Annotated in this window: 14 protein-coding genes; 3 read left to right on the top strand and 11 right to left on the bottom strand. The window is 64.3% G+C overall.

All coding sequences use genetic code 11. The features are described from left to right. Positions 1-423: 423 nt before the first annotated feature. The 7 genes from ACVOLZ_RS11515 to pilG all read right to left on the bottom strand — a co-directional run bounded on the left by ACVOLZ_RS11515 (position 424) and on the right by pilG (position 12,628). Entirely contained in the window at positions 424-900 is a 477-nt protein-coding gene (locus ACVOLZ_RS11515; protein ID WP_282271128.1) for a chemotaxis protein CheW, read from the bottom strand. A gap of 25 nt (positions 901-925) precedes the next feature. Then, on the bottom strand, positions 926-2,269 hold the full coding sequence (locus ACVOLZ_RS11510) for a chemotaxis protein CheB (RefSeq protein WP_481516256.1): 1,344 nt from the start codon (positions 2,267-2,269) through the stop codon (positions 926-928). Further along, positions 2,256-9,128 (bottom strand): hybrid sensor histidine kinase/response regulator, encoded by a 6,873-nt coding sequence (locus tag ACVOLZ_RS11505; protein ID WP_481516255.1) that lies wholly within the window; start codon positions 9,126-9,128, stop codon positions 2,256-2,258. Before ACVOLZ_RS11505 ends, ACVOLZ_RS11510 begins: the two co-directional genes overlap by 14 nt. A gap of 108 nt (positions 9,129-9,236) precedes the next feature. Then, positions 9,237-11,273, bottom strand: coding sequence for a methyl-accepting chemotaxis protein (locus ACVOLZ_RS11500; protein WP_481516254.1), 2,037 nt, complete (start codon positions 11,271-11,273; stop codon positions 9,237-9,239). Between the two features lie 41 nt (positions 11,274-11,314). Further along, positions 11,315-11,845, bottom strand: coding sequence for a chemotaxis protein CheW (locus tag ACVOLZ_RS11495; RefSeq protein WP_062166655.1), 531 nt, complete (start codon positions 11,843-11,845; stop codon positions 11,315-11,317). Next, positions 11,845-12,207: a response regulator gene (locus ACVOLZ_RS11490; protein ID WP_481516253.1), complete on the bottom strand. Its 363-nt coding sequence runs from the start codon at positions 12,205-12,207 to the stop codon at positions 11,845-11,847. Before ACVOLZ_RS11490 ends, ACVOLZ_RS11495 begins: the two co-directional genes overlap by 1 nt. A 19-nt stretch (positions 12,208-12,226) precedes the next feature. Further along, complete coding sequence (gene pilG, locus ACVOLZ_RS11485) at positions 12,227-12,628, bottom strand: twitching motility response regulator PilG (protein ID WP_057628851.1); 402 nt, start codon at positions 12,626-12,628, stop codon at positions 12,227-12,229. A gap of 241 nt (positions 12,629-12,869) precedes the next feature. Here pilG and gshB point away from each other — a divergent pair, with 241 nt between their 5' ends. After that, positions 12,870-13,817: a glutathione synthase gene (gene gshB, locus ACVOLZ_RS11480; protein ID WP_481516252.1), complete on the top strand. Its 948-nt coding sequence runs from the start codon at positions 12,870-12,872 to the stop codon at positions 13,815-13,817. Next, a complete protein-coding gene (locus ACVOLZ_RS11475; RefSeq protein ID WP_481516251.1) occupies positions 13,817-14,707 on the top strand; it encodes an energy transducer TonB in 891 nt (296 codons plus the stop codon). The genes gshB and ACVOLZ_RS11475 overlap by 1 nt, the downstream gene beginning before the upstream one ends. A 124-nt stretch (positions 14,708-14,831) precedes the next feature. Here ACVOLZ_RS11475 and tsaB read toward each other — a convergent pair whose 3' ends face one another. The 4 genes from tsaB to mrcB form a co-directional block, all read right to left on the bottom strand. Continuing rightward, the gene (gene tsaB / locus ACVOLZ_RS11470) at positions 14,832-15,539 is read right to left on the bottom strand and encodes a tRNA (adenosine(37)-N6)-threonylcarbamoyltransferase complex dimerization subunit type 1 TsaB (RefSeq protein WP_481516250.1); all 708 of its coding nucleotides are present in this window, start codon (positions 15,537-15,539) and stop codon (positions 14,832-14,834) included. A 9-nt stretch (positions 15,540-15,548) separates the two neighbouring features. Further along, positions 15,549-17,645, bottom strand: a complete 2,097-nt coding sequence (yoaA, locus tag ACVOLZ_RS11465; RefSeq protein WP_481516249.1) for a DNA repair helicase YoaA — start codon at positions 17,643-17,645, stop codon at positions 15,549-15,551. A 146-nt stretch (positions 17,646-17,791) separates the two neighbouring features. Further along, positions 17,792-18,325 (bottom strand): tetratricopeptide repeat protein, encoded by a 534-nt coding sequence (locus tag ACVOLZ_RS11460; protein ID WP_481516248.1) that lies wholly within the window; start codon positions 18,323-18,325, stop codon positions 17,792-17,794. 8 nt (positions 18,326-18,333) lie between these two features. Then, positions 18,334-20,760 (bottom strand): penicillin-binding protein 1B, encoded by a 2,427-nt coding sequence (mrcB, locus tag ACVOLZ_RS11455; protein WP_481516247.1) that lies wholly within the window; start codon positions 20,758-20,760, stop codon positions 18,334-18,336. A 96-nt stretch (positions 20,761-20,856) separates the two neighbouring features. On the opposite strand from mrcB, the gene ACVOLZ_RS11450 reads away from it, so the two are divergent. Beyond that, entirely contained in the window at positions 20,857-22,959 is a 2,103-nt protein-coding gene (locus ACVOLZ_RS11450; protein WP_481516246.1) for a glycosyltransferase, read from the top strand. Positions 22,960-23,041 lie beyond the last annotated feature (82 nt).

Raw genomic sequence — 23,041 nt, 5'->3', positions numbered from 1 at the left:
AGCCGAGCCATGCTCGGCTGGGGCATTACCGACAAACCCGGCATCGATTTGTGGGAGCGGCATCAGCCGCGAAGCCGACGCCGCTGGAATCACCAACCGGTCGACAATCTGATGGAGTGCGGGCTTCGCGGCTGACGCTGCTCCCACAATACTGAGGATTGCCGGGAAGGCTTCTGCCGAGCATGGCTCGGCACCATGCGGTTGCCTGCCCTGCCTGTAGAGCCGAGCCATGCTCGGCTGGGGCATTGCCGACAAACCCGGCATCGGCTTGTAGAAGCGGTGTCAGCCGCGAAGCTGGCGCCGCTGAAATCACCAAGCGGACGGCAATCTGATGGAGTGCGAGCTTCGCGGCTGACGCCGTTCCCACAATGCCGAGGATCGCCGGGAAAGCCTCTGCCGAGCATGGCTCGGCACTACCGCCGGTCAGGCTACGGCTTCTGCCAGGGCGAGGATGACGGCGCTTTCAACCGCGTCCAGATCCGGCAGCAGCGCGCTTTGCTCGCCCAGCAGCACGCGCATGTGCACGCCGACCGGCAGGCTCTCTTCCGATGCGTCGGCCAGCAGGCCGTCGCGCGGCACTGCGATCAGTTGCGGGAAGGACTGGGTCAGCAGGGCGAAATATGGCAGGTCCGGGTTGCCACCCAAGGCCTTCAACACCACCACCTTGTTGTTGCTGGTCACCATTTCATTGCCATGGCCACTGAGCCCGGCATAGGACAGCAACGGCACACTCCAGCCATGCCATGCGATCTGCCCGACCAACCACCCGGGGGTGTTGGCAATCGGCTCGACCGCCACGCGGGACATCATTTCCGCCACCGTCGCATTGGGCAGCAATACGCGCTCGGTACCGGCCTGTATCAGTACCCCACGGACTTCATCGTTGTTTGCGTAGCTCATCGTCAGTTCCTGGGTCGCGCTGCGGTCACGCCGCGCAATGCACAGCCAATTCGGCGGCGAGATATTCCGGATCACCGGCATTCATGCCAGCGACAGCCAGCTGACTGGCAGCGGCCGGGTCATAGCACCCTTCGCCGATCTGCCCCGCCACCCAGCCACCCTTGCCGGCAAATTCCAGCACCGGCTCGACCATTGCGACATCGGCACCGCTGAGCAACAGCACCGCACTGCGGTCCGGTTGCAGGGCTCCGAGCAGATCATTGGCTTGTGCACAGAAGCGCAGGCCTTCAGTCGTCGCCTCGACGCCGATGACATCGGGAAGAATGTAGACATCGCCGGCGACCAGGCTCTGACCTGGGTCGGCCAAGGTGACTGGCAGCGGCGTCGCCCGCGCCATCTGCTTGACCAGATTGGCATAGCGACCGCCATCCAGACGCAGCTGCACCAGCACCGGGCGGGCGAAGTCTTCAGGTAGGCCGGCCAGTACGCGACGCACCGCATCCGGACCGCCGATACCGGCAACCAACAGCACCGCGCCATTGCCTTCGGCTGCACCTTCATCTATTTCGACCAACGACAGCTCGCTGTTGAGCAGGCTGGCCAGGGCTGGCGGCGGCACTGGCGAGCTGCTGGTGACGGCAGGCGTCGTCTCGTAACCGTCGTCTTCCAGCAATGACCAACTGCTGAAGTCGCCAACCGGCGTCTTTTTGCTTTCAGCTTCAACCGGCGCGACAACCAGCTCCGGTGGCAGTGGCGGTGGCGTGCTCGGTGACTGCGGCTGCGACGGCTGCGCCGCCCCTGCGATCAGTTCCTCGAACGACAGCACTTCCGGTCGCGGTTCCAACGCGCTCGCCGGTGCCACATAGATTTCATCGGCGGGCAGGTCGTAGGCCTGCACCTGCGCCTCATCCAGATGGAACTGCAGCGGTGCATCCAGGTGCCCGTCAGCCGGACGCGGTGGAAGACCCGGCTCCAAGGTGATTGCCGGCTCCGCCTCTTCATGTTCCAGGCCCGGCGGCAGCACGTTGTCGTGGCCCTGCAGCTTGGCCGCCAGATGGCGGATCCAACGCTGTGCTTCCCAGCCTTCGCGGCGTGCGGCCAGCTCGGCTTCCTCGAACAACAGAGAGAGCTCTGGTGTCTCCAGCACCGACTCCAACCGTTCCAGCGCGTCCTCGACTGCCGGCTCCAAGGCCACCAGTACTACCTGCGGCGCGGCCGAGGTGAGCGCCGCCGGCTCCAGTTGGTTGGGGTCTTCTTCCAGCACGATGCGACCACCGGCGGCCACCAGCGCTTCGCGCAGGCGATCGCGGGCGGCACCGGCACGGGCCAACAGTGCAACCGGCTTGGCAGTGTCGTCAGTCGCGTGCACGGGCGATCCCCAGCAGGTCATAGACATTGCGCATCAAATCCAGCTCCTGGTACGGCTTGCCGAGATAGCGTTGCACGCCGATCTCGAATGCGCGCTGGCGATGTTTGTCGCCACTGCGCGAGGTGATCATCACGATCGGAATGTTCTTGTAGCGCGGATCGGCACGCATCGCGGTGGCCAGCTCGTAGCCGTCCATACGCGGCATTTCGATATCCAGAAGCATCAAGTCCGGAATGCGCTCCTCCAACTGCTCCAGCGCTTCCACGCCGTCGCGGGCGACCGCCACTTCCAGATTGTGACGCTCCAGCACGCGGCCGGTGACCTTGCGCATGGTCAGCGAATCGTCGACCACCATCACCAGCGGCACATGGCGCTGGCTGTTGGTTTCGACCAGTTCCACCAACTGCTGCGGCTGGGTGAGATGACGACGCACCAGCGGTGCCACGTCCAGGATCACCACCACATTGCCTTCGCCGGTGATCGTGGCGCCGTAGATACCCGGCACCGAGGCGATCTGCAGGCCCACCGGCTTGACCACGACTTCGCGGTTGCCCAGCACCTGGTCGATCGCCACCGCTGCGCGCAGGTCGCCGGAGCGCACCAGCAGCAGCGGGATCTCGGTCTGGCCTTCGGCCTTGGCCGCAACCTGGCCCACCAGGGTACCGAGGTTGTACAGGCTGAAGTCTTCGCCGTTGTAGTGGTAACCGCCCTGCCCGGACTCAAAACGTTCGCGGGAAATGCGGCCGATACCACTGACCGATGCCACCGGCACCGCATAGGTGGTTTCGCCGATGCGGACAAATACCGCCTGGGTGACCGCCAGCGTCTGCGGCAGGCGCAGGGTGAAGGTCGCGCCCTGGCCACGCACCGAGTGGATGTCCACCGAGCCGCCGAGCTGGCGCACTTCGTTGCGCACCACGTCCATGCCCACACCGCGTCCAGCCAGCTGGCTGACCTGCTCGCTGGTGCTGAAGCCGGAGGCAAAGATCATCTGGTCCAGCTGGGTATCGTCGATCTGCTCGTCGCTGCCCAGCAGACCACGCTGCTCGGCGCGGCGACGGATCGCCTCGCGGTCCAGGCCGGCACCGTCATCGCCCACTTCCAGCACGATTTCCGAACCTTCGCGGCGCAGACGCAGGGCGATTTCGCCTTCTTCCGGCTTGCCTGCGGCGGCACGCGCGGCCGGCTGTTCCAGACCATGGGCAACCGAGTTGCGCAGCATGTGCTCCAACGGCGCGACCATGCGATCCAGCACGTTGCGATCGAGTTCGCCGTGGGTGCCTTCCAGCTTCAGATGTACCTGCTTGTCGGTTTCCTGCGCGGCCTGACGCACCACGCGGCGCAAACGCGGTACCAGGCCGTCGAACGGCACCATGCGCGCGCGCATCAGGCCATCCTGCAGTTCCGAGCTGACACGCGACTGCTGCTGCAGCAAGGTGTCGTAGTTGCGCGACAGGTCGTCCAGCACACCTTGCAGACCGCCCAAGTCGGCCGCCGACTCGTTCAGTGCACGGCTGAGCTGCTGCAGGGTGGAGAAACGGTCCAGTTCCAGCGGATCGAAGGTCTGGTCGGCCTGCTCATGCTCGCGACGGTAACGCGCCACGATCTGTGCTTCGGTCTCCAGATCCAGACGACGCAACTGGTCGCGCAGACGTGCGTTGGTGCGATCCAACTCGGCCATGGCGCCACGGAACGCGCCCAACTGCTGCTCCAGACGCGAGCGGTAGATCGCCACTTCACCGGCGTGGTTGACCAGGCTATCGAGCAGGTCGGCGCGTACACGCACCTGCTCCTGTCCGCGCGGGGTGCCTTCTTCTTCGTTGCCGGCCTGCTCTTCGCGCAGCGGTGCAGACAGCGGTTCGATCGCGGCCAACGGCTGCGGCTGCACGTCGACGGCGGCAACACTTTCCGGCGCCGATTCGAGCGCGGTGACAGCTGCTTCAACCGGTGCCTGCGCGGCTTCGGCGCGACCATCGGTACGCGCTTCGAAGGCCTCGATCAGATCGGTCGGCATCACTACCGCGCGATGCTCACCGGTGCGGATCAACAACTGGTGCAGACGGTCGAAACCGCGCTCCAGCAGCTGTACGTCAGCGCGGGTGATTTCGGTGCGATTGGCTGCAACAGCCTCGAGCAGCGATTCGATGCCATGACCAAGGTCGCCGATGGCATTGATGCCAGCCATGCGTGCGCCACCCTTGAGGGTGTGCAGGTCACGCTGCAGGCCGGCCAGCGCTTCGCGGTCTTCCGGCGCAGCACGCATGTCGTTGACCAGACCATCGCAATGGTCGAGCAGGTCCTTGCCTTCCTCGACAAAGATATCGACCAGCTCGCGATCCAGGTCGGCGAAGTTCAGCGGCCCGGCGTCCAGCTCGTGCGCCACAGGCGCAGCGACCGGCGCGTCAATCTGTTCCGGCAACGCGGCGGTCAGCGGTGCCAGTACCGCCTTTGCGACGACGAGGGTTTCAACGGCGGCTGGCTCAACAACGTCGCTCGCAGCCACATCATCAAGCTGTGCGGCTTGTTCAAGCTGCTCGGCTTCTTCAGTCGCCAGCGCGTCCTCGACCGAAGCATCTTCTTCGTTCGAAGCGGCGTCTTCGACCGCGACGATCTCTTCGACAGCGACTTCTGCTTCCGCCCCTGCTTCGACTTCAGCTTCGTCAGCAGATCCCAGCTCCAACACTGCGTCCACAACCGACGCATCGCCAATCGCAGCTACATCATCGGCCTGGGCCACGTCGATCGATGTCTGTACGGCAGTGTCATCGATGACTTCGTCGTGCTCCGCAGCAACGTCAGCCTGTTCTTCGGCCACGGCCTGTCCAACGGCTTCCGTTACCGGCAGCTCGCCTTCTTCAGCCAGCTCAGCCGGGCTTGATGCCTCGGTTTCGGCATCAGTCGAGCCCAGCTGCGCTGCGCCGACGGCAACTGCAGCCGCGCCGGTAGCGATGGCCAGGGCGCGTGCGATCACACTGTCACGATCATCCAGATCACTGGACGCTTCCGCAGCGGCCGACTGGTTCGGCTGACTGTCCTGGACCTGCGCGTGGACTGCTTCAGTTGCAAATGCGGCATCCGCATCAATGCCGACAGCCGGCTCGGATTCGATCTCGTCAGCTTCGACAGCCAACTGCGAATCGGTCGCTTCTGCGGCCTGCTCCGGCGCCTCTGCCTCGTCTGCAACACCCCAGGTCGATGCCCGCACGGCGTCATAGTGGTCCTCGGCTTCGACAGCCTGCTGCGAAACAGCTGGTTCGATGGCCTCAGCCGATTCGGCGATGTCGATCTGCCCGGTCACCTCGTCAACCGCAACCACAGTTGCCGACTCGCTTTCGGCAGCGGCTTCGACCGGCTCCGACAGCGATTCAGCAGCAACGAAATCAGCAGTCTCGGCTACTCCAAGCGCGCCGTGCTCGTTGACGTCAGCAACAGACGGCAGGAATTCGGGTTCTGCTGCAGTCAGCGGTTCGGTGGTTTCCCCCGATGCCACGCTGCCAGGCGTTTCATCCAGCAAGCCGGAGTCGAAGTACGCGGACAGGTCTTCCGTGCCAACCGACTCGGAGCTGATGCTGCTGTCCAGCGAACCTGCCGACTGCTCAGCCACTACATCGTCAGCAACAAGGTCATCTTCGGCCTGCATCGGCGGCCACTTGCCGTCCGGCAAGGCATCAACCAACGCCTGCAGGCGCTCGGCCACACCCGGGAACGCCGGGATGCGCGGCGAAGGCGCCCGCAAAGCAGTAATCGTGGTGTGCACCGCCGCCGCCATCTGCGCCAGCGCATCCACGCCTGCGGCAGTCGGCGTAACCGCCGCCGCCAGCGAACGCTTGACGAAGGTTTCCGCCGGGCTGGTGATCTGGGTGATCACCGGCACGTCGGTCATGGCAAATGCACCGCTCATGGTGTGTACGGCGCGCAACAGGTCTTCGGAGACCGGCTGCGGCTGCGCAACCGAGCCAGCCAGCCAGGTATTGACCGTGACCAGATGAGCGCCGATCTCGGCTTCGAGAATCTCGCGCAGCACCTCGTCCACCGATGCTGGAGTGCCCTCTGCATCGTCGATTTCAATGGCTGCTGCAACCTCGATTTCCGCTGCAGCCGCAACGATCCCGGCTTCCGGCACCACTTCGTCAACCGGCGCGGCGGCTGCAACGGCGCTGACACCAGTCACGTAGAACGCTTCTTCGCCTGCGGCAACGCGGTCTGCCACATCCTGCATGCCCAATAGATCGGACTGGATGCTGCCAACACCGCGCAGCGCGGCGTTCAATTCCGGCAATACGTCGTAGGCCTGCGTCACCGCGGCCATGACCGCGGGGCTGGCAGGACGGCTGCCGTCGAGCACGCGGTTGAGCATGCTCTCAATCTTCCAGCTGAACTCACCCAAGGTGCGTGCACCCACCAAGCGGCCACTGCCCTTCAGCGTATGGAACACACGGCGCACTGGTCGCAGTCGTTCCATATTTGCAGGCGCAGCGCGCCATGCGGGCAGCAGATTGCCCAGATTCTCGAGTTCTTCGTCGAATTCCTCGATGAAGACTTCGCGGATGTCCTGATCGATTACATCGCCGCCATCAATGAAGCCGCCATCAAGCTGCTGTGCCGGCGCCAACGTGCGCGTCGGCGCGGCTGCGCTGGCAGCAGTTGCCGCGATCTCGGCAGTAGCCGGCTCCGGTTGCAGCGATTCAGGCATTGCGAACGGATCGAAGGACTCGGCAGCCGCATCCAGCTGTGCCATGAACGCAGCGGTTTCCATATCCAGCTTGGACACCGCTTCGGTCGGCATGGATACCGGTTCAATCGATGCGGATACCTGCTCGATCGGCGCCGTCGCAAGCTCCCAATCGTTGCCGACAGCGGCCGGCGCTTGGCTTGCGTCATCGATGGTCGGGTTGACGGTTTCCAGCTCCGGGCTGAAGAACACATCAGCGTCGGCGAACTCGATGTTGACCAGCTCGGCATCCGCCAAACCGTTGCTGGCAGGCTCGGCCGCGTGCGCGGCTTCTGTATCGGTATCGTCCAGTGTCAGCAGCGATGCATCGAAACGATAGCTGTCGTTCGCGCCGGCGACCGTCAGGTCCTCGGCGGCGACCGGATCAAAGCTGGCGGCGAACGACGCCGGCGCTTCAACTTCATTCGAATCCGCCAACTCATGGCCTTCCAGCACCATCGGCGCCAAGCTAAAGCTGCTCTCGGCGGCTTCCGATGTCTCGGCGGCAACTGGATCAAACGCGGATATCTCCGCTGCGACTTCTGTTACCTGCGCTGCAAACGCTGCAGGCGCGTCCACGCTCTGGACCGGAGTTGCCACGGCATTGATCGCCGCGCCAAACACCAGCGGGTAATCAGCGGCAGCGGCCTGCGGCTTTGCTTCCACTTCCAGTGGCGGCAACGGCGGCGGCAACGGCGGCGGCAATACCGGTGCGGCGATGACCGGCGCTTGCTCAACAACCGGCGATTCTTCGGCCGCTGCTTCAACAATTTCAGTCCGTACTTCGACCGCATCGGCCGCTACCATTTCGACTGCAGCGACGCTTGCGCCATCAGCAACAGGCGCCGCGGCAACCTCAGCTGCAACCGCCCCGACTGCAATACCATCGGCCACGGCCTGCAGCGGAGGAATCGGCCAGTAGCGCAGGGTTTCCAGACTGGTACGGGTGATGTCGAGGATTTCCTCGCGGCCCGGGCGACGATCGCGCAGGGCTTCCAGGAAGTATTCCAGGCTGGCCATGGCGTCGGCCAGGGTGTCGAGCTGACGCCCGCTGGGAATACGCTGACGTGCGATCAGCTCCACGTCGATGTACTGACGCACGGCCTGCAGGTAGTCAGCCGGCACCGGCATTTCCAGCATGCGCAACGCGCCGGAGACCTCACCGAGCAGACGCGGCACTTCGGCGAGGCGTGCGTGGTCCCAATTGGTCTCGATGAAGGCGACAAACGATTCGCGCGCAGCGGTGAAGTTGGCGATGGCTTCATGTGCCAGCACTTCAACGGTACGGCGGGTTTCCACCGAACCGGCATCATCGTCACCGCCGACATTGGCGCCCAGGTGGGCGACCTGGTCGTCCAGCGACGCATCTACGTAAAGCAGCGCTCCGGCAATATCCAGCAGCAGGTTGTCGTCGATCTGACGCGTGCCGCTGACGACTTCGCGCAGCGAATCGCGCTGCTGGGCGACGATGCCACGGGCAACGCCCAAGCCCATCACGCCCAGAGTATCGGAGACGGCACCCAACTCATTGACCTGCACCTGCAGATCGGCCGGATTGCCATCCATACGCATATGCAGATCGAGCGCATCCTTGATGCGCATCAGTTCTTCCTTGACCGCACTACCGACGGTGTCGAGCAGTTCGCGGTTGCGTCCGCTCAAGCTGCCGCGGGCGTGCTCCAGCTCATCCGGGCTGGCATCGCTGGCATCTGGATTGAACGCGAACAACACGCTCTCGTTGATGCCTTCAGCGCCGCGTGCGGCACGGATGTCATTGAGCAGAGGCAGCAACACGATCGGAATATCACGGTGGCCGTTCTGCAGGCGCTCCAGATAATCGGGCAGCAGCACGGTGCCGCGCATCAGCGTGGCACAGGCTTCATCGCGATCAGGAATGCCGCCATCACGCACCGCGTTGGCCAGCAGCTCCAGTTCCTCGGCAACCATCGCCGGGGCATACAGCTCGACCATCCGCAACGTGCCCTGCACCTGGTGCAGGTAGCCTGCGCAGAAGCGCATGCGGCTGGTATCGCTGGGATCTTCCACGAACGCTTCGACCTCGTTGCGCACCTGGCGCAGGGTCTCGTCCAGCTCGGGTTTTACCCAACCCAGAGCTGCGTGGCTCATCGCATCGCGCAAGGTACTCATCGCACTCCCCCGTGCAGCATCAATTGCATGCCGTCCGGGCGGCCCTGCGTTGCGTTGTGACGAAACTTCATCTGCTGATTCCTCTGCATCCCCGCCCGATCAGTCCGTTCAGGCCGGCAACTTGAAGTCGGCCACCGAACGGCGCAGCTCTGCCGCTAACTGGTTCAACTGACCCAGCGAGTCGGCGGTCTGCCCGGCGCCCTGCGAGGTCTGGCCGGTAATCTGCCGGATCACGCCCATCGTCTGGGTGATGTCGGTAGCTGCCGAGGCCTGCTGGTTGGCGGCGATGGAGATGCTTTTAATCAAATTGTTCAGTGCGTTGGAGACGCGCTCGATTTCGGTCAGTGCGGTACCGGCGTCTTCGGCCAGGCGCGCACCGGATACCACTTCGGCGGTGGTCTGTTCCATCGAGGTAACCGCTTCGTTGGTATCGGCCTGAATCGCCTGCACCAGACCTTCGATTCGGCGGGTTGCGCCGGAGGTACGTTCTGCCAGGCGCTGCACTTCGTCGGCCACCACAGCGAAACCGCGACCGGCTTCACCGGCCGAGGCTGCCTGCACGGCGGCGTTCAATGCCAGGATGTTGGTCTGCTCGGAAATGTCGTTGATCAGTTCCACGATCGAGCCGATTTCCTGCGAGGACTCACCCAGGCGCTTGATTCGCTTGGAGGTTTCCTGGATCTGGTCACGGATCTGGTCCATGCCCTGAATGGTCTGGCGCACAACGCCAGCACCTTCGGTGGCGATCACCACCGAGCGCTGTGCCACTTCGGCCGACTCGGTGGAGTTGCGCGACACCTGCTCAATGGAGGTTGCGATTTCGCCGATGCGGTCCGAGGCGCTGGTGATCTCGTCGGCCTGGTGACCTGCGGCCTCTGCCAGCTGCATTGCGGTTGCCTGGGTTTCCTGTGCCGACACCGCCACCTTCGAGGAGATGTCGTTGATGGTGGTCACCAGGTGGCGCAGTTCGTCCACGGCGTAGTTGATAGCGTCGGCGATGGCGCCGGTCATGTCCTCGGTCACCGAGGCCTTTACCGTCAGGTCACCTTCACCGAGCGAGCTGATTTCATCCAGCAGACGCATAATCGCCTGCTGGTTGCGGCTGTTGAACTCCACCTGGGTCTGGTAACGCACGTCCTGCTCGCGCGAACGGGTACGCACCGTGCTCCACACGAAGCCGATGATCGACAGCACCGACAGGCCGCCGAAGATCACGCTCCACCAGAAGTTCGGGAAGATGCGGGTATCGCGGGCCGAACCGAAGGCCGAGAACGCATCGAACAGCTTGCGGCTGCTCTGCAGCATCTTGTCCGAGCCGCTCGCCAGGGCGGCTGCCGAGGACTGTGCAGCGAACAGGTTGCGCGAGCTGGCCAGAATGGCGTCGGCGTCCTTCTTCATCTTTGCCCACTGGTTGGCCGATTGTTCCAGCGCAACCTGTGCATTGGCATTGCGCACAGCGGCAATGCCCATTTCCTCATTGCCGTTGCGCAGGCCTTCCAGCACCTGGGTGAACACCACCATGTCGCGTGCCAGCGCGTCGCCTGCGCCGCTCGCACCGGCACCGCCAGCGCGGATTTCGGTAACGCGGCGGGCCATGGTGCCAACCACCACCACCTGCTGCAGGCCGTTGTAGACCTGCGAAGACTGGGCACCACCGGCGGTCATTGCCCGCACCACTTCGTTCAACTGTGCCTGCAGCTGCGGCACCGCGCCGACGAAGGCATCGGCATTGCCGGCCAAGGCCAGCACGGCTGGCTCGGAGGCGACGATCTGTTCGGCGTTCTTGGACAGCGGCTTCCAGGTATCGACCAGCGCGTTCAACGGACCGGACACGCCGGTCTCGTTACCGTAACGGCCCTGCAACTCACTGACCGTACTTTCCACCTTGCTGCGCGTGTCCTTGAACGCTGCGTAGCTTTCGCGGCTACCGGCCACGGCTTCACGGCCCTGGTTTGCCAGCTGCTGTGACAGCACCTGCAGATCGGCGGCGCCGGTACTGGCACCTGCCAGTCGACTGCCCTGCCAGGTGGCCACGCCGGTGTTGGCACCGAACACGACCATCGAGAGCACCAACAAGCCCAACCAGAAGTTGGTGCTTACGTTGCCAAGCTTGCCAGCCTTGGCGGCTTCAGGAGCAGTACTCATCGTTCGACCTCGGTCTCAATACGAAGAGGCAAGCGCGCCGATCAGGCGGCCGCTTGCCGGAATTCAGGAGTGCGGGAAAGCAGCGACAGCGAAAACACACCCCAGTCACGGCCTTCATCATGGAAAGCACGCTCGACGAAGTGCGCATAGCGGCCCTGGGCGATGTCACCGGCCGGCACCTGCATCGGTGCCTCGAAGCTGCGCTGGCCATACAGCTCGTCGATCACCAGGGCAACGTCGCCGCCGCTCTGGCGCATGATCAACACGCGCTGGCCTTCCTGTGGCGCCGTACGCTCACCTTCCAGGAAGTTCTTCAGATCCACCACCGGGAACAGGTTGCCGCGCAGGTTGCCCACGCCCAGCAACCACGGCTGCGCGCCGGGAACCGGTGTGACCGGCGGCATCGGTACGATTTCCACCACTTCGCGGAAATCGGAGACCAGATGCCGGCTGCCAACGCGGTAACCCACGCCTCGCCAGACATCCTGCGAAAAGCTGCGCTCAGGCAGCTGTACCGCGTGCGCCAGACTGCGACGTTCGTAGGCTTCAAGGATGTCGAATGGAGAACGCATCAACCCACCAGTTTGTTGATCCGCGCGATCAGATCATCCTCGCGCGGCGGCTTGACGATGTAATCGCTGGCGCCCTGACGCATGCCCCAGGCCTTGTCGGTTTCCATGCCCTTGGTGCTGACGATCAGCACCGGGATGGCACGGGTGGACTCGTCACGTGACAGCGCGCGGGTTGCCTGGAAACCACTCATGCCAGGCAGCACCACGTCCATCAGTACCAGCTGCGGAGCCTGCTCACGGGCCATCTGCAGGCCGTCCTCGGCGTTGTCAGCCGACAGCACCTCGTGCCCAGCCTTGAGCAACCACTGCGTAAACACCGCCCTGTCGGTCGGTGAGTCCTCGATCAAAAGAATTCGAGCCATTTTGTGCCTTTCCCCCTGGTCAGGCGTTGACGTATGTGCGGATGGCACCTAGTAGTTCGTCGCGGGTAAATGGCTTGGTGAGGTATTGCTCGGAACCGACGATGCGGCCACGGGCCTTATCGAACAGGCCATCCTTGGACGACAGCATGATCACCGGCGTCGACTTGAACAGCTGGTTGCCCTTGATCAGCGCACAAGTCTGATAGCCATCCAACCGCGGCATCATGATGTCGACGAAGATGATCTGCGGTTGCTGGTCGGCGATCTTGGCCAATGCCTCGAAACCGTCAGTGGCAGTCACCACTTCACAACCTTCACGCTTGAGCAGTGTTTCAGCCGTACGTCGGATGGTCTTCGAATCATCGATGACCATCACCTTCAGCCCTGCGAGTTCCCCACCCGCAGCCATGTTTTCAACCATTAGTTCTTCCCCGAACGCGCGACCGATACCAAGTGCGATATTGCCGCGAAAGCGCATCTATATCCCAGCCCAGCCACGAACTGTCAAGCGATGTCCGCAGGACTTGGCCGATCCCCAATGTAATGTGACCTGCATCTCAATAAAAGCGCAGCACCATTCAGCCTCAGCGTTCCGCTTTCCGCGCTGTGCGACCCTGCCCTGAACAGCTAACATCGTCGACCAGATCTGCTGGATTCAAGTCATGCCTTTAGACGTCATCGTGGTGATGGACCCCATTGCCGACATCAAGATCGCCAAGGACACCACCTTTGCCATGCTGCTGGAAGCCCAGCGCCGCGGGCATCGGCTGCACTACGTGCGCCCCGGCGGACTGTCCCTGTACGGTGGCCAGGCCCTGGCCGAGGCTGCCCCGCTGCAGGTGCGCGACGACAAGGCCAGCTGGTTCAGCCTGGGCCAGTTCGCCCCGCTGGCATTCGGCCCGGGCCAGATCGTACTGATGCGCAAGGACCCGCCGTTCGATGGCGAGTACCTGTACGACACCCACATCCTCAGCGTCGCCCAGCAGGCCGGCGCCACCGTGGTCAACGACCCGCAGGGGCTGCGTGACTTCAACGAGAAGCTGGCCGCATTGCTGTTCCCGCAATGCTGCCCGCCGACCCTGGTCAGCCGCAACGCCCGCGAACTCAAAGCCTTTGTGCTTGAACACGGCCAGGCCGTGCTGAAGCCGCTGGACGGCATGGGCGGGCGCTCGATCTTCCGCAGCGGCACCGGCGACCCCAATCTCAACGTGATCCTGGAAACGCTGACCGACGGCGGCCAGCACCTGGCCTTGGCGCAGCGCTTCATCCCCGACATCAGCGCGGGCGACAAGCGCATCCTGTTGATCGATGGTGTACCGGTGGACTATTGCCTGGCGCGCATCCCGCAAGGCGACGAATTCCGCGGCAACCTGGCCGCTGGCGGCCGTGGCGAAGGCCGTCCGTTGAGCGAGCGCGACCGCTGGATCGCCGCCCAGGTAGGACCGGAGATGAAACGTCGCGGCATGCGCTTCGTCGGTCTGGACGTGATTGGCGACTACCTGACCGAGGTCAACGTCACCAGTCCCACCTGCGTGCGCGAGCTGGATGCGCAGTTCGGCCTGAACATCGCTGGCCAGTTGTTTGATGCCATCGAGGCTGGCCTGGCCTGATGTATTCCCAGCCTGACGTATTGCCTGCGGCACCGCGGGTCAGCGAACAGCAACGACTGACCGCCACCCTGGTGCTGTCGACGTTGGTGCACGGCCTGCTGATCCTCGGGGTTGGCTTTGCGGTCAGCGACAACGCCCCGCTGGTGCCCACCCTGGATGTGATCTTCAGCCAGACCAGCACACCACTGACGCCCAAGCAGGCCGATTTCCTTGCCCAGGCCAACCAGCAGGGCGGCGGCGACCACGACAAGGCACAACGCCCACGCGATTCCCAGGCCGGCATCGTGCCGCAGCTGCAGAACGGGCTGGCACCGGTGCCGCTGCAGGCGCAGAGTGCCGCAGCGCCACCGCCGCCGCAGGCGCGCATCATCACCAGCACCCAGGGCAAGGATCCGGTTGCGACCGCACAGACCCAACCGCTGCCGGATCGCCCCGATGCCAACGCGCCGATGAGCGCGCGCGAACAACGCGATGCAGCGATGGCGCGGCTGGCGGCCGAGGTGCATCTGCGCTCGGAGCAGTATGCCAAGCGCCCAAACCGCAAGTTCGTCTCGGCCAGCACCCGTGAGTACGCCTATGCGAACTACCTGCGCGCCTGGGTCGACCGCGCCGAGCGCGTCGGCAACCTGAACTATCCCGACGAAGCGCGCCAGCGCCGGCTTGCCGGCCAGGTGGTGATCACCGTCGGCGTGCGCCGCGACGGCAGCGTTGAGAGCAGCCGCGTCCTGCGCAGCAGCGGCGTGCCCTTGCTGGATGCCACCGCCCTGCGCGTGATCGAGCAGGCGCAGCCGTTCCCGGCATTGCCCGAGACCAAAGACGACATCGACATCCTGCAGGTCACCCGCACCTGGATGTTCCTGCCCGGCGGGCAGTTGCACGACGATCGTTGAACGAGCTTTTTTGTAGGAGCGGCGTAAGCCGCGAAGCTCGTACATTCTCAGGTCGCAATCAGGCCGGTAGTTCAGACAACACCGGCTTCGCGGCTTACGCCGCTCCTACAAAACCCAGCAGATCTCAGCGCTTGGAATCACGCAGCGCTTGCTGTTCGATCAGGGTCAGCGCGACGTTGTCGCGCAGATAGGCGGGCTGCACCAGCTCCGGAGCGATGGCTTCGCCGCGCAGCATTGCCGGTACGGCGATCTTCAGCACATCGGCAGCACTTGGCAGGGCCTGCGCATCCACGCTGCTCAGTCGCGACTGCAGGCGCGCGCTCAACACGCCCTCGCCTGCTGCAAAGCCAGTGCCAACGCCGGCCCAGAGGCTGTCATCGGCTGGCAGCTGCACGGCGTCCGGCGCAACCAGCAGCTCACGCTCCTGCAACTGTAGTTCGCCATCGGCATCACGCAGATAGCGCGCCACATACAACTCACCCATGCGCGCATCGATGCACGCAAGTACGCCTGGCGCATCAGCCGGCGCACGCAGCGCCAAGGTCTGCAGGGTCGATACCGGCAGCAAGGGTCGGTCCAGCGCCAAGGCAATGCCTTGGGCAATGGCAATAGCCAAACGCACGCCAGTGAACGCACCCGGCCCACGGCTCAACGCGATGGCGTCCAGCTGGTTGCGGGCAATACCGGCCTCAGCCAGCAACTGCTCGGCCCACGGCAGGCTCAATTCGGCATGCCGGCGCGGCGCTACTTCAAACCGCTCCAATACCTGCCCATCCACATACAGGGCGACGGAACAGGCTTCGGTGGCGGTTTCAAAGGCAAGCAGCTTCATGGCATCACATCAGGAAAGGGAGAACGGCGGCGCTTCGGAGCCAGCGTCGGCCGAGGGCGTCGCGCTGGCGGAATCCGCCTCCGGCGCCCATTGTCGCGCAAAGAAGGCCTGCACATCGGCCAGCGCGCGGGTACGGCGGAATGGCGGCAGCGAATCCAGGAAGATCCTGCCGTAGCCGCGCGAGAGCAGGCGCGGGTCGCACAGCACCAGCACGCCGCGATCGGTCTCGCTGCGGATCAGCCGGCCCACGCCTTGCTTGAGCGCGATCACCGCCTGCGGCAGCTGCTCATCGCGGAACGGATTGCCGCCCTGACGGCGGATCGCGTCCAGCCGCGCTTCGAACACCGGATCATCAGGGGCAGCGAACGGCAGTTTGTCGATCACCACCACGCTGAGTGCATCGCCGACCACATCCACGCCTTCTCGGAAGCTGGCCGCGCCCAGCAGCACGCCATTGCCCGATTCGCGAAAGCGCTGCAGCAGGCTGGCGCGTGGCGCCTCGCCCTGCACGAACAGCGGCCACGGGCCATCACGCAGCGCATCGGCGGCCTCACGCAGCGCACGGTGCGAGGCAAACAACAGGAACGCCCTGCCCTGCGAGGCTTCGAGCACCGGCCGCAGGGTTGCAATCAAGGCAGCACCATAACCACGCGCCGCCGGATCGGGCAGTTGCTGTGGCAGATAGCACAGCGCCTGTTGCTGCCAGTCGAAGGGACTGGGCTGGACCAGCGTATCGGGATCATCCAGACCCAGGCGCTTGGACAGGTGCTCGAAGCCGCCATCGACGGTCAGCGTGGCCGAGGTGAATACCCAGGCCGCCATCGAGCGCTGGCGGTGCTCACGCAGCGGCCCGGATACGTCCATCGGCGTGCGCTGGCAGCGGAAACCACGCGGCGTCAGCTCGTACCACAGCACATCGTTGCCATCATCGACGGGGAACAGCGAATCGCTGGCCGCCGGCGCGGCCCCCTCTCCCGCCGCAACCGCAACCTCATCGATATCCCACTCGTCGACCGCTGCACTGTCACCGTCATCCAACCAGCGCGACAGCCGCGACACGCCTTCCAGCGCGCGTGCATGGCAGGCATCCAGTCCGGGCGAGGCTTCACGCACAAAGCCCAATGCATCGCGCAGCTGCGCCATCGCCGCAGCGACCGCATCAAAGCCTTCGGCCACCGCCGGCACCGCCAGGGCGCGCCAGCGGGTGCCACGTTGCGGCAGTTTTTCCATCGCCTCGCGCAGTTCTCGCAAGGCCAGTTCAAGCGTCGCCACCGGATGCTGCAGGGTGGCCTGCGCGCCAGCGACGCTGCGGCACTCGGCAAGGCAATCGCGCGCCAGCTCCTGCCACGGACGCATACCAAAGCCTTCACCAAAGAAGTTGGCGGCAAGCTCGGGCAGCTGGTGCGCCTCATCGATGACGAAGGCCTGCGCGCCGGGCAGGATTTCGCCAAAGCCTTCCTGCTTCAGCGCTAGGTCGGCCAGTAGCAGGTGGTGATTGACCACCACCAGATCCGCTTCCTGCGCCCGCTGCCGCGCCTGCACCACGAAACAATCGCCCCAGAACGGGCAATCGGTGCCCAGGCAGTTGTCCACGGTCGAGGTGACCATCGGCAACAGCGGCGAATCATCGGCCAACCCGTCCAATTCGGCCATATCGCCGTATTGGGTGCGGCCGGACCAGGTGAGGATACGTTGGAACTGCGCCACCTGTTCGGTCGACGTAAAGCGCGGTTCGCCGCGTGCCTGATCCAAGCGATAGCGACACAGATAATTTGCGCGCCCTTTCAACAAGGCAGCGCGATGACCAACACCCAATGCCGCACGCACCCGCGGCAGATCGCGGTGATAGAGCTGATCCTGCAGCGCGCGGGTACCGGTGGAGACAATGGTCTTCAAACCGGACAGCAGGGCCGGCACCAGATAGGCGTAGGTCTTGCCGGTGCCGGTACCGGCTTCTGCCAGCAGCACATCACGCTGCTGGAAGGTCTCGGCGATGGCCCCGGTCAAACGCAGCTGCGCGGGGCGCGGCACGAAGGCATCGAGCTGACGCGCAAGCGCGCCACCTTCACTGAGTGCTTCGCAGCTGGCGGTGACTAGGGAGGACATGGCTCAAGCGTTGGGAATGGTGAATCGCGAATGGGGAATGGAGGTAGAGCGCAATCGGAACGTTGATCGCCCCATGGCAATGACGAAGTGCAACTTCGCCCAGCGATCAGGATCGTCCATTCCCTATTCCCAACTCCCAACACAAATCAAAAACGCTTGATCCCCGGCACCGTGCAACCTTCAATCTGCGCATGCGCGGAGACGGCATTCTCTTTCTCGGCACGGGCCAGTCGCGATTGTTCGATGGTGGCCCAGTGGCGACGGCACAGCGGACCGGTGCGCGAGCCCAGATCCACGGCCTTCTTGGCCAAGGTCTCGGCACGCTGCCAATCAGCCTGCAGCAGAGCGATTTCGGCGCGTTCCTGCAGGATGCCCGGGTCATCGGTCACCTGCAGCAGTGCTTCGTTCAAGGCTTCGGCTGCGCCGGCCAAGTCACCGGCCTTGCGCTTGGCGATGGCGGTCTGGCGCAGATCCTCAACCTGCGCATCACGCAGTGGCTGTACTGACAGCTCGGTGTCATCGACACCGGCGATGGCATCCACCGCAGCCAAACGCTGTGCCGGCGTGGTGTTGTCCACCACCGCCGGCTTTGCTGCCGGTGGTGCGCTTACGCAGCCTGCAAGAGACAGGGAAGCTGCGGCAGCAAGCAGCGTGTAGCGGATCAAAGACTTGGTATTCATGGGCGGGATTATCGCGCAGGCGTCTGCGCAGCGGGGGCCGCAGCTGGTTCAGGTTCCTTGCGGTCCAGACCCAGCCAACCACGCCAGCCGCCGCCGGATTGCTCCTGCGCACCCTCGGCACCCTCTTCCAACGGCACTTCGGCGGGCACCGCACAGGGCACGTATTGCGGTGCATAGCCGACCACGAACGGGAAGCGACGTGCGCCCGGGCAGGATTCGTCGGTGGCATTGCTGCCTGCTGCTTCCACGTACTGCCAGTCCAGACCCTTGTTGTTCACATGCAAGGCCTTGCTCGGCAGGTTGCGGAAGATGCCCGACCACACCCGCATCGCACCGGAAGCACCAAACAAACCGGTCTGCTCGTTCTGGTCGTTGCCCATCCAGATCACCGCCAGATGATCGCCGGTATAACCGGCGTACCAGCTGTCACGGCCGTCGTTGGAGGTACCGGTCTTGCCAGCGGCCTGCAGCCGCGACAGTCCATCGGCGTTCAAACCAGAGGCAGTACCGCTGGAGACCACTTGTTGCAGGCCGACGCTGATCAGGTTGGCGGCGATCGAGTCGCCCTCCTGTGCCGGTGCCGGACTTTTGTCATAGCGTTTGAGCAGCTTGCCCTGCGCATCGACCACGCCACGCACCGCATGCAGCGGCTGGATCTCACCGCCGGAGGCGAGGAATTGGTACAGCTGGGTCATGCCGTACGGACTCTGGTCGGTGGAACCGAGAATCACCGCCGGATTGGACTCGGCCTTGAGCCCGGCCAACACATTCATCAGCTGGGTCAGCCGTTCCGGACCGACCTGCATGCCAACGCGGACCGTGGCCTGGTTATAGGAACGGGCCAGGGCATCGATCAAGCGCACCGTGCCGTGACTGCGGTTGTCGGCATTGCCCGGCGTCCAGTTGCGACCGCGACTGAGCTTGACGGTCACCGGTGAATCATCGACCCAGCTGGCCAGCGAGTAACGATCCGGCTGCGCCAATGCCAGCAGGTAAACAAAAGGCTTGAGCAGCGAACCAACCTGCCGCTGCGCGTCGATGGCGCGGTTGAAACCGGGTTCGGACACATCACGGCTGCCGACCACGGCCAGCACATCACCGTTGTGCACGTCAGTCACCACCAGACCAGTCTGCAGCTCCGGGCGACGCTTGTTCTCCAGCGCCTTGATGGTGTGCGCCACCGCGCCCTCGGCATAGGCCTGGGCCGACGGCGACATACCGGTGAAGACATTCAAACCGGCGCCTTGCAGCACGTTTTCCGGGTAGTCGTTACCCAGCTGGCGACGCACCAGATCCACATAGGCAGGGAAGCGGTTGGCCGCAGCGATACCTGCGGTCTTGGACACGCCCAACGGCGCCTTGAGGGCACGCTGATACTCGGCGTCGTCAATCAATTTGTTCTCGTGCAGCTTTCCCAGCACGAAATTGCGGCGATCCAGCGCATTCTCGGGATTGCGCCGCGGGTCGTAGAACGACGGACCCTTGACCAGGCCGATCAGCAACGCAATCTGCTCGCTGCTCAGCGAATTGAGGTCACGGCCAAACCAGAACTCGGCACCGGAGGAGACCCCATGGATGGCCTGCTTGCCGCGCTGGCCCAGGTAGACCTGGTTGAGGTAGGCCTCAAGGATGGTGGACTTGTCGTAGCGCGCTTCCATGATCAGCGCGTACAACACCTCGTTGAACTTGCGGGTGATCGTCTGTTCCTTGCCGATGCCGAGCAGGCCGCTGCGGGCCAGCTGCTGGGTCAAGGTGCTGGCGCCCTGCTTGGTCTCGCCGCCGGTACGGATGGTCACCCACACCGCGCGCGCGATACCGCTCAGATCGATGCCGTGATGACGGGCAAAGTCCTTGTCTTCCACTGCCTGCAGGCCGGTGACCAGCAGCTCGGGAACTTCACCAACCCGTACCAGCCGACGTTCTTCCTGCTTCTGCCCGTACAAGGTGGCGATACGTGCCGGGTCCAGCCGCGCTGCCTTCAGCGCCTTGCGGCTGCCGGCATCGCGCACTGAGGCCACCTGCCCGCCGGAGACGACCACATCCACCTTTTTGGCCGCGACATTACCGTCCACATCGACGTAGCCACGGCTGGAAATGGTGAAGCTGCCGCCCTGCGCCTTATAGGTGCCGGGACTGTTGCCGGTGCCATCATCGCGGTAGCCAGAGGCCGCCAACTCTGTTTTCAGCGTATTGGCGTTCATCGCCGTACCCGGGCTGAGCACCAACGGCCGCGCATAGACGCGGGTCGGGATCTGCCAACGCAGCTCACCAAAACGCTGGCTGACCTGACTGTTCAGGTACAACGTATAGGGGATCATGAAGCCCAGCCCCAATGCGGCTGCGGCCAATCCCCAGGTGATCAAGCGGCTCCGCCACACAGGGCTGTTGCCGTCGGTATCGTCGTCGAACTGGTCGGAATCGTGGCGTCGTGGCACAGGGATGCGAGAATGTGGTTTGTAATGAGTCTAACGCAGCCGCATCCCCGGGGGCGTTGACTGTCAGTCCCCTGCTTAAGCTGGAGTTCCAAAGGAATGTCGATTTCGCTGGCCGATGCGCGCTACGCCGTCAATCGCATCATCGGCCTGGTCCGCCGGGGCCTGGCCAGCCTTCGCACCCGCGGCTGGCGAGCAACCCTGCACCGGGTTGGCGTGCATACCCGCCGCCAGCCGCCCGCTCAGCGCGAGCCGCTGTACTTCCCTGCCAGCGCCCCGTTTGCACCGTTCAGCGTGCCCAGCAGCGAGCGCCCAACGGCCAGCATCGTCATTCCGGTCTACAACCATTGCGCACATACGCTGGCCTGCCTGCGCGCCCTGGCCGCGCATCCGCCCGCCGCCAGCTGCGAGATCCTGGTAATCGATGACGGCAGCAGCGACAGCACCCGCGCCTGGATGCAGCAGATCGATGGGCTGCGCTACCACCTGCGGGCGCACAACGGTGGCTTCATTGCCGCCTGCAACGATGGCCTGCGACTCAGTCGCGGCGACTATGTGGTGCTGCTCAACAACGACACCATTCCCCAGCCCGGCTGGCTGGATGCGCTGCTGGAGACCTTCGCCCGCGTGCCCAACGCGGGTCTGGTCGGGGCCCAGCTGCTGTATCCGGATGGCCGCCTGCAGGAATCCGGCGGCGTGGTCTTCGCCGATGGCAGTTGCTGGAGCTACGGCCGCTTTGAATCGGCCGAGGATCCCCGCTACAGCGCACTACGTGATGCCGACTATTGTTCCGGCGCAGTGCTAGCCATACCAAGACTATTGTTTGAAGAACTGGGCGGGCTGGACAGCCTGTATGCACCGGCCTACTACGAAGACACCGATCTGGCCTTCAAGGTGCGCGCCGCTGGACGCCGCGTGCTGGTACAACCCGCCAGCCGTGTCGTGCACGACGAGGGCACCAGCAATGGCACCGACACCAGCACGGGAGTCAAGGCCTACCAGGTCCGCAATCAAGCGGTGTTCGCCAAGGTCTGGCAGGACGCACTTGCCGCGCAGCCGGCAGCAGGCAGCGTACCGTCACCTGCCCTGCTGCATCGCCGCCAGCGACAGATCCTGATCATCGATGAGTGCCTGCCACAGCCCGACCGCGACTCGGCCTCACTGCGCCAGTTCAACCTGATCCGCATGCTGCTGGCAGAAGGCGCGCATGTGGTGTTCCTGCCCACCCGCGGCGAACCCGCCAGCGCGGCCAGCGAAGCCCTGCAGGCCATGGGCGTGGAAGTCTGGCATGCACCCTTCCTCGACCGCGTCGGCAGCTGGCTGCGCGACAACGGCAAGCGCTTCGCCGTGGTCATGCTGGTCCGCTACCACGTTGCCAACGAATGCCTGCCCTTGCTGAAGCAGTTTGCTCCGCAGGCGCGGACCGTATTCGACACCGTCGACCTGCACTACCTGCGTGAACGCCGTGGTGCCGAACTGGCCCGCGACCAGCGCCTGCTGCGCAGCGCAGAACGCACCCGCGCCAGTGAACTGGCGGTGATGGCGGCCACCGATGTGACCTTGCTTGTCAGCGCTGCCGAAAAAGAACAGCTGGCGACCGACGCACCGCAGGTACGTGTGGAGCTGATCTCCAACCTGCACGAAGTTGCGGGCGCTGGCGAAGGTTGGGCACAGCGGCATGACCTGGTCTTCGTCGGCGGTTTCCGCCATCCGCCAAACCTGGATGCGATGACCTGGTTCATCGGCGAAGTATTCCCGCTGATCCACGCGCAGCGTCCGGAGATCTGCTTCCATTGCATCGGCGCCGATGTGCCCGACAGCATCCATGCGCTGGCTGCCGGCAGCCCCGGCGTAAAGGTGCATGGTTATGTACCGGATGTGGTGCCGTTCATGACCGGCATGCGCGTTGCGGTTGCGCCGCTGCGCTTCGGTGCCGGGGTCAAGGGCAAGGTCAACCTGAGCATGGCCCACGGCCAGCCAGTTGTGGCCACCACCTGTGGCGTGGAAGGCATGCACCTGCATGACGGCCAGGACGTACTGGTCGCGGACGGCACCCAGGCCTTCGCCGCAGCGGTACTGCGTCTGTATGACGATGCAGCGCTATGGCAGCGTCTGTCGGAAAACGGCTTGGCCAATATCGCCAGGCACTTCTCCATGGATGCTGCGCGTCTCGCCGTGCAGCGTGTGTTCCTCAATCCGTAGCGCGCGTTGCACAGTGATCTGCACCAGACGCCAGCGCACGCAAAAACTGCGCGCGCTGATCGTCCAGTTCAGCCGCTCAACA

It is taken from the genome of Stenotrophomonas sp. STEN020 (genome assembly GCF_056760195.1).
This window is presented reverse-complemented; position numbering and strand designations above follow the sequence as displayed.

Coding starts and splice junctions, on each gene's coding strand:
- ACVOLZ_RS11515 (WP_282271128.1), bottom strand. CDS start 900: ATGAGCTACGCAAACAACGATGAAGTCCGTGGGGTACTGATACAGGCC.
- ACVOLZ_RS11505 (WP_481516255.1), bottom strand. CDS start 9,128: ATGAGTACCTTGCGCGATGCGATGAGCCACGCAGCTCTGGGTTGGGTA.
- ACVOLZ_RS11500 (WP_481516254.1), bottom strand. CDS start 11,273: ATGAGTACTGCTCCTGAAGCCGCCAAGGCTGGCAAGCTTGGCAACGTA.
- ACVOLZ_RS11495 (WP_062166655.1), bottom strand. CDS start 11,845: ATGCGTTCTCCATTCGACATCCTTGAAGCCTACGAACGTCGCAGTCTG.
- ACVOLZ_RS11490 (WP_481516253.1), bottom strand. CDS start 12,207: ATGGCTCGAATTCTTTTGATCGAGGACTCACCGACCGACAGGGCGGTG.
- pilG (WP_057628851.1), bottom strand. CDS start 12,628: ATGGTTGAAAACATGGCTGCGGGTGGGGAACTCGCAGGGCTGAAGGTG.
- gshB (WP_481516252.1), top strand. CDS start 12,870: ATGCCTTTAGACGTCATCGTGGTGATGGACCCCATTGCCGACATCAAG.
- ACVOLZ_RS11475 (WP_481516251.1), top strand. CDS start 13,817: ATGTATTCCCAGCCTGACGTATTGCCTGCGGCACCGCGGGTCAGCGAA.
- tsaB (WP_481516250.1), bottom strand. CDS start 15,539: ATGAAGCTGCTTGCCTTTGAAACCGCCACCGAAGCCTGTTCCGTCGCC.
- yoaA (WP_481516249.1), bottom strand. CDS start 17,645: ATGTCCTCCCTAGTCACCGCCAGCTGCGAAGCACTCAGTGAAGGTGGC.
- ACVOLZ_RS11460 (WP_481516248.1), bottom strand. CDS start 18,325: ATGAATACCAAGTCTTTGATCCGCTACACGCTGCTTGCTGCCGCAGCT.
- ACVOLZ_RS11450 (WP_481516246.1), top strand. CDS start 20,857: ATGTCGATTTCGCTGGCCGATGCGCGCTACGCCGTCAATCGCATCATC.